The sequence below is a fragment of the Flavobacterium sp. FPG59 genome, assembly GCF_002150205.1.
GTDB lineage: Bacteria > Bacteroidota > Bacteroidia > Flavobacteriales > Flavobacteriaceae > Flavobacterium.
Window position 1 is genome coordinate 1 of the sequence record NZ_MTCA01000180.1, and the last position, 6,422, is coordinate 6,422.

Sequence of the window (6,422 nt, forward strand, 5' to 3'; positions counted from 1 at the left end):
ACAAAAAGAATTTTCTCAAAATTTATTTTCTGATATCAAGATGGATGTAGCTACAAAAGTATTTTTATTACCTGAGTTTAAAAAAGTAGACTACTTTTTTAAAATTGAAAATACAGATGACACCTTGAATTTAAACGAAATAAAAACACTATTAAATACCATAAATAACGTTTCTGCGGTTTACAGCGTAGAGACAACTAAAATAAAATCTAAAAACAATTTAATTTTTTAATACAAATGCTTACAAACAAAAAAACTAAAATTGTAGCTACACTAGGGCCAGCATGTAGTACAAGAGAAACCATCAAGGACATGATTGATGCAGGAGTCAATGTGTTTCGAGTAAATTTTTCGCATGCAGACTACGAAGATGTAAAGCAAAAAATAAATATTATTCGCGGGTTAAACAAAGAGTTTGGATATACAACAGCAATCCTTGGTGATTTGCAAGGTCCTAAATTGCGCGTAGGTGTTATGGAAGAAGGCGTAGTTGTTCATGACGGTGACTTAATTACTTTTACTACAGCCGAAGACATCTTGGGTACGGCTAAAAAAGTATTTATGAAGTATAAAAACTTTCCAAATGATGTAAATCCTGGAGAAAGAATATTACTTGATGATGGAAAACTTATTTTTGAAATTGTTGAGACTGACAAAATATCTGAAGTAGTTGCAAAAGTTATACAAGGTGGGGAACTTAAATCTAAAAAAGGAGTAAACTTACCTAATACAAAAATCTCTCTTCCAGCTATGACTGAGAAAGATATTGAAGATGCTATTTTTGCCATCGGACAAAATGTAGATTGGATTGCATTATCGTTTGTAAAAACACCACGAGATTTACAAGATCTACAAGAATTAATAGCAGAGCACTCTGATTATAAAATTCCTATTGTTGCAAAAATCGAAATGCCTGAAGCATTAGAGAACATTGATAAAATTGTAGCCTATTGTGATGCACTTATGGTAGCTCGTGGAGATTTAGGAGTAGAATTACCAGCTCACGAAGTGCCTTTAGTTCAAAAAGAATTAATCCGTAGAGCAAAAACAGCTCGAATTCCAGTAATTGTAGCTACCCAAATGATGGAAACTATGATTACTAGCTTGACTCCTACGCGTGCAGAAGTAAATGATGTTGCAAACTCTGTAATGGACGGCGCAGATGCTGTAATGCTCTCTGGTGAAACTGCAACTGGTAACTACCCTGTTCAAGTTATTCAAAAAATGACTCAAATTATTGAAGCAGTTGAAGATTCTCCGCTAATTCAAGTTCCACAAAATACCCCTCAAATTAAAACAAAACGTTTTATTACAAAAACTATTTGCCATCACGCTGCTACCATGGCTAATGTGATTAAAGCAAAAGCTATTTGTACGTTGACAAATAGTGGTTATACTGCTTTTCAAATTTCGGCTTGGAGACCTAATGCACACATTTTAGTTTTTACATCGAATGAAAGAATCCTTACTCAGCTTAATTTATTGTGGGGTGTAAAATCATTCATGTACACTAAAGATGTAAGTACTGACGATACAGTAACAGATGTAAACGAGATTGTAAAACAAAAAGGCTTTGTTCAAAAAGGAGATTTCCTTATCAATCTAGCAGCAATGCCTATCAAAGATAAAGGAATGGTAAACACCCTGAGAGTATCTGAAATAGAATAACACTAATTACAGCCTATCTAAACCATTCCATATTTTATGTGGATGGTTTTTTTTTGCTAAAAAACCAAAATCATAAGTATGAATTTACAGTAAATTCAATTATATTTGAAGGTAAATAAAACACAAAAATTATGAGTTTGAATTCAAATAATCCGTTTTTAAATAGTAAAAGATTTTCAACTGCTGTTTCAAAAAGTGAAGAGATAAATCAAGCAACAATCATTGACTACAATGATGAAATGACCATTTCTGGCACAATAAACAAGAGCTTACTATTGTTTATGATTCTAATCGGATCGGCTACGGTAATCTGGTGGCTTACTTTTAACGGAATGAATCCACTTGTTCCAGCTATTGGTGGAGCCGTAGTAGGCTTAGTACTTGTGCTTATAGCCGCTTTCAAGCCTCAATACTCTCCCTATCTTGCTCCTGGTTATGCCATTTTTGAGGGTTTATTTATTGGTGCAGTATCCGCAATTTTTGAAGCTTTGTATCCTGGCATTGTGCTTCAGGCTGTTGGTGCTACTTTTGTAACATTTATGATTTGCCTCGGTCTGTATAAGTACAAAATTGTACAAGTTAATGAGCAATTCAAATCTGTAGTTATTGCTGCAACACTTGCCATAGGAACGTACTATTTAATTTCATGGTTACTATCAATGTTTACTAGCTTTGTTCCTGTACACCATGGAAACTCTTGGATTAGTATAGGAATTAGCGTATTTGTAATAGTAATAGCTGCCTTAAATTTATTTTTAGATTTTGATAAAATTGAAAAAGGAGTTCAAGAGAGAATGCCAAAGTACATGGAATGGTACGGCGCAATGGGTTTAATGGTAACCCTAGTATGGCTCTATATTGAATTTCTTAGATTGCTCAGTAAATTGAACAGTAGAGACTAAATAAAAATTCCCACAAAAAAACCTTTCCATTTTATCTTGGAAAGGTTTTTTTTATGCTGCTCTTTCAAAGGCTATGTAATGGCTTAACTCTCCTTTGCTATTAAATAACGGATATCCTTTAATTAAACAGGCATATACTTCCCCATTTTTTTTATAATTCATTACTACGTTCTCAAAAGGTTCTTGAGCCTCTATCGCTTTCTTAATTTTACTTGATGTAATTTTATTAGTAACTTCACCTTGAAACATTTTTGGGCTTTGACCAAGGACTTCCTCCTCAACATAACCATTCATTTTTACAAGATTATGTGAAGCAAAAACAATTTTGAGATTAGCATCGGTAACAATAACAACATCATCCCTTAAAATAGATTGCAAATCCCAGTTTGTATCTTTCCATTTATTACGTGTAGCTAAATCTTTTATTCTAGCGGTATCTATAAAGGTATTTTGCAGCACCTTAGTATATTCATGATGGAAATCAAAAGAATACAGCGGCAAAGTTTTGATTCGCATGCAGTTATAAAATCTTGAAAATGCGGCGTCGTATTGTGATAAATTACTCATGGTGTTTACATTATTGGTCAAAAGTATATTTATTTATAATAAAAAAATATTATTTTACCAACTTTAACCATTGTTCAACTACAAATAAGAGGCTAGAATTCAAATTTTAATTGAACAACAACAAACTTTTTCTCATCAGTGTTTAAGTTATTGATTGAAATCCCCAATAGCCGTACCGAATCTTTAAGCCGTTCTTGATACAATAACTCTTTAACAATTTCTAAAATAAGAAATTTATCAGATATAAAATAAGGTAACGTTTTGCTTCTTGTTTGTTGTGTAAAATCACTGTACTTTATTTTTAAAGTCACCGTTTTACCAGAAACGTTGTGTCTTTTCAATCTTTTTTCTAATGAGGATGCAATCATTTCTAGTTTTTCTATCATAAAAATTTCTGATGATAGATTGATATCAAAGGTATGCTCTGCTGCCACGGACTTTGCTATTCGGGAACTTTTTACAGTGCTATTATGTATTCCTCTAACTACATCATGATAGTAGCTACCCATTTTACCAAAATGTTTTTCTAAAAAGGCTACTGATTTGTCTCTTAGCTCTAGTCCAGTAAAGATACCTAGTTGATACATTTTCTCAGTAGTAACCTTACCAACTCCATAAAATTTCCTAATAGGTAAAGCCTCAAGAAAAGAAATTACTTCATCAGGATTAACTGTTTTTTGGCCATTTGGTTTGTTATAATCACTAGCAACTTTTGCAACAAATTTATTAATTGATATCCCTGCAGAAGCGGTAAGTCCTACTTCATTATAAATTCGGGCTCTAATTTCTTGCGCTAATAAGGTTGCACTCGGATTTCCCTTTTTGTTTTGGGTTACATCAAGGTAGGCTTCATCTAGAGATAATGGTTCAACAAGATCTGTATAATCGTAAAAGATTTTCTGGATTTGTTTTGAAATCTCTTTGTACCGATCAAAACGTGGTTTAACAAATATAAGATCAGGACAGTTTTTCTTAGCTACGATACCACTCATAGCACTTTTAACGCCAAACTTCCTAGCTTCATAGCTTGCTGCAGATACAACACCACGCACCTCAGAGCCGCCAACAGCAATAGGTTTTCCTCTTAAGGCAGGATTATCCATTTGTTCTACAGATGCATAAAAAGCATCCATATCTACATGGATAATTTTTCTATTTGACACTTCTTCTTGCATCTAAGTTGCGCATTATTCAATTACTTAAACTTTTTTATGACTATCATCCTTAGCATTATCTATTTGTAAATAGTTTTCAATAACGGCTGTTTTATTTTTACTCTCCGTTGGGAAAAAGAAACTCAAAGGTTTAGTTTTAAAATGCCTCCATATAGAGTTTGCTATATGCCTCAATTCAAACCAAGACATTCCTCTAGAACGAAAAGCAAGACCTAAAGAAAGACTAAAACTGACCAGGAAATTGATTAATCCTATAATTCCAATACCAAAAACACCCCAAAATAGCATATTTTGACTTACTTGATAGTTAGATCCATATAACGCTAAAGCAAGATTCCCACTAGCAAAGGTAATGTGTCTAATATCTAAATTCAACCCTACAAACAACCCAAATGAAGCTGTGCTACCCATGAAAATACCAAACCAAAAATTTGAAATAATACCAGCCCAGCGTTTTTCATATAATTTTGATAATGCCAAAGTCTTCTTGATCCCTAAATTACGTTTCAAAAAAGGATTCTCAGCAATTCTATAATAAACCTGATTGTGCTTGTCCCTATTTGCAACACTACCTGTAATAATACCTGATAAAAATAAGAAAACACCCGCTATAGCGGCATGCAGGATCGCTAAAGAATGAATTGGACTTAAATCTTGAACTAAGTTTTCCCATTTTGATCCAGCAATATTATAATTAAAATAATAATCTATGATCCATATACCAAATAACGAAACTGGAAACGCCATAAGAACGTTTCCAACAAAGGCTATAAATTGAGAACGAAAAACACGAGCAAATAAAATGGAAAAAGCCGTATATTTTTCTATTTCTTTCCCTTTTTTGGAAGCACCATCCTCTAAAGCTTTTATCAATGCTGATGCTGTCATTGCCGGTTGCTTTGTGGCTAATGTAAATCCCAAAACATAAATTAAGATAAATCCAAATGCATAATTCATACTATACAAAAAAGCATGACCAAAAAGACTAGTTTCTACTTTTGAAAGAGCAATCTTAATCAAACACAATATTCCTACTATAAAACCACCTCCTGTTGCAGTCCGCAACATTTTAAAATATTCTTTTCGGGTTTCGGTTATGTAGTGCTCACCTGTTTTAGCCGTATGCTGAGTGATTTCATAAGATAAAAGTTGTGTACTCTCCGCAATAAATTTTCGAATATTACTCTTATAACAGTTAAACTGAATTAATTGTATACCAAGTCGTATTGTATTTGTTGTAGTTCCATTTACATCCGAAACAACTATCAAGGAAATTAAAAATTCTAAACGTTCTAACTGTTGTTTTATTTTTAATAGATTTTGGTTCACACGGAGCGATATCCCAAACTTACTACTATTATGAAACGCCTTATTGACAAAATCCAAACATTGTTTATGCAAGACTAAAAGTTGTTGATAAGACAAATCATCAGGAGTGATAAAATGTTCTTTTAATTCTAATATTCGATACTCAATCAAAAATAATTCTTTTTCAAAAGCAGAAAAAGGACTTTGTAATTGCTCATATTCAGGAACCATCTTGATCACTTCCCTTTCCATGGCACGACCGCTAACACGCTGGGTAATGACATGCATGGACATCATCACCTCAGACAAGGCAAAATTAGCGGGTCCTGAGCCATAAATGGTTTCTAATTCTAATAAATTGAATAAATACTCTAACTGAATGATCGGAATAGTACTAATCCAATCTCCATCTGTTGGCAAATAAAATATTTGGTTCAAGACAAACTCTAAACTGTCTTTTTCTGGTTGAAAGGGTAAAAACTTAGCTACAATACGTTTCTTTAATTCAAAAATAAAATCTACATCTTGCAATATGGCGGCGTCCGAAAGTACCGAATTGAACTTTAAATTCTTTAAAACTAATTTCAAATACAAGGAAAATTGTTCACAAAGAGATTGATTTTGTTCTAAAAAAGAAATCAATTCCTGCAAGTCAACCGTTTTGTTTACGTCTTTTCTTAATGGTCTTAGTACACTTACCAACTGTACCAGGAGTTCATAAGACACATTAGGAATAAAATCGCTAGAGTCCTTCTCAAAAAAATTTCTGAAAGTGGTTTCGAACGTTGGCATACCTTTAGGT

At 33.0% G+C, this 6,422-nt stretch carries 6 protein-coding genes; 3 read left to right on the plus strand and 3 right to left on the minus strand.

Translation table 11 applies throughout. The annotated features are described in order from the left end of the window. The 3 genes from FPG59_RS12800 to FPG59_RS12810 form a co-directional block, all read left to right on the plus strand. The coding region (locus tag FPG59_RS12800; RefSeq protein WP_140344657.1) for an IPExxxVDY family protein at nucleotides 1-232 on the plus strand (232 nt) is incomplete at its 5' end. A gap of 5 nt (nucleotides 233-237) precedes the next feature. Continuing rightward, the gene (pyk, locus tag FPG59_RS12805; protein ID WP_086454981.1) at nucleotides 238-1,668 is read left to right on the plus strand and encodes a pyruvate kinase; all 1,431 of its coding nucleotides are present in this window, start codon (nucleotides 238-240) and stop codon (nucleotides 1,666-1,668) included. A gap of 131 nt (nucleotides 1,669-1,799) precedes the next feature. Continuing rightward, complete coding sequence (locus FPG59_RS12810; RefSeq protein WP_086454982.1) at nucleotides 1,800-2,570, plus strand: Bax inhibitor-1/YccA family protein; 771 nt, start codon at nucleotides 1,800-1,802, stop codon at nucleotides 2,568-2,570. A gap of 51 nt (nucleotides 2,571-2,621) precedes the next feature. Here the strand turns inward: FPG59_RS12810 and FPG59_RS12815 are convergent, their stop codons facing one another. The 3 genes from FPG59_RS12815 to FPG59_RS12825 all read right to left on the minus strand — a co-directional run. Beyond that, complete coding sequence (locus FPG59_RS12815; RefSeq protein WP_086454983.1) at nucleotides 2,622-3,137, minus strand: PAS domain-containing protein; 516 nt, start codon at nucleotides 3,135-3,137, stop codon at nucleotides 2,622-2,624. A gap of 92 nt (nucleotides 3,138-3,229) precedes the next feature. Next, a complete protein-coding gene (gene dinB / locus FPG59_RS12820) occupies nucleotides 3,230-4,312 on the minus strand; it encodes a DNA polymerase IV (RefSeq protein WP_086454984.1) in 1,083 nt (360 codons plus the stop codon). 24 nt (nucleotides 4,313-4,336) lie between these two features. Continuing rightward, nucleotides 4,337-6,422: recombinase (locus tag FPG59_RS12825; RefSeq protein ID WP_369596817.1), on the minus strand; the 2,086-nt coding region annotated here is incomplete at its 5' end.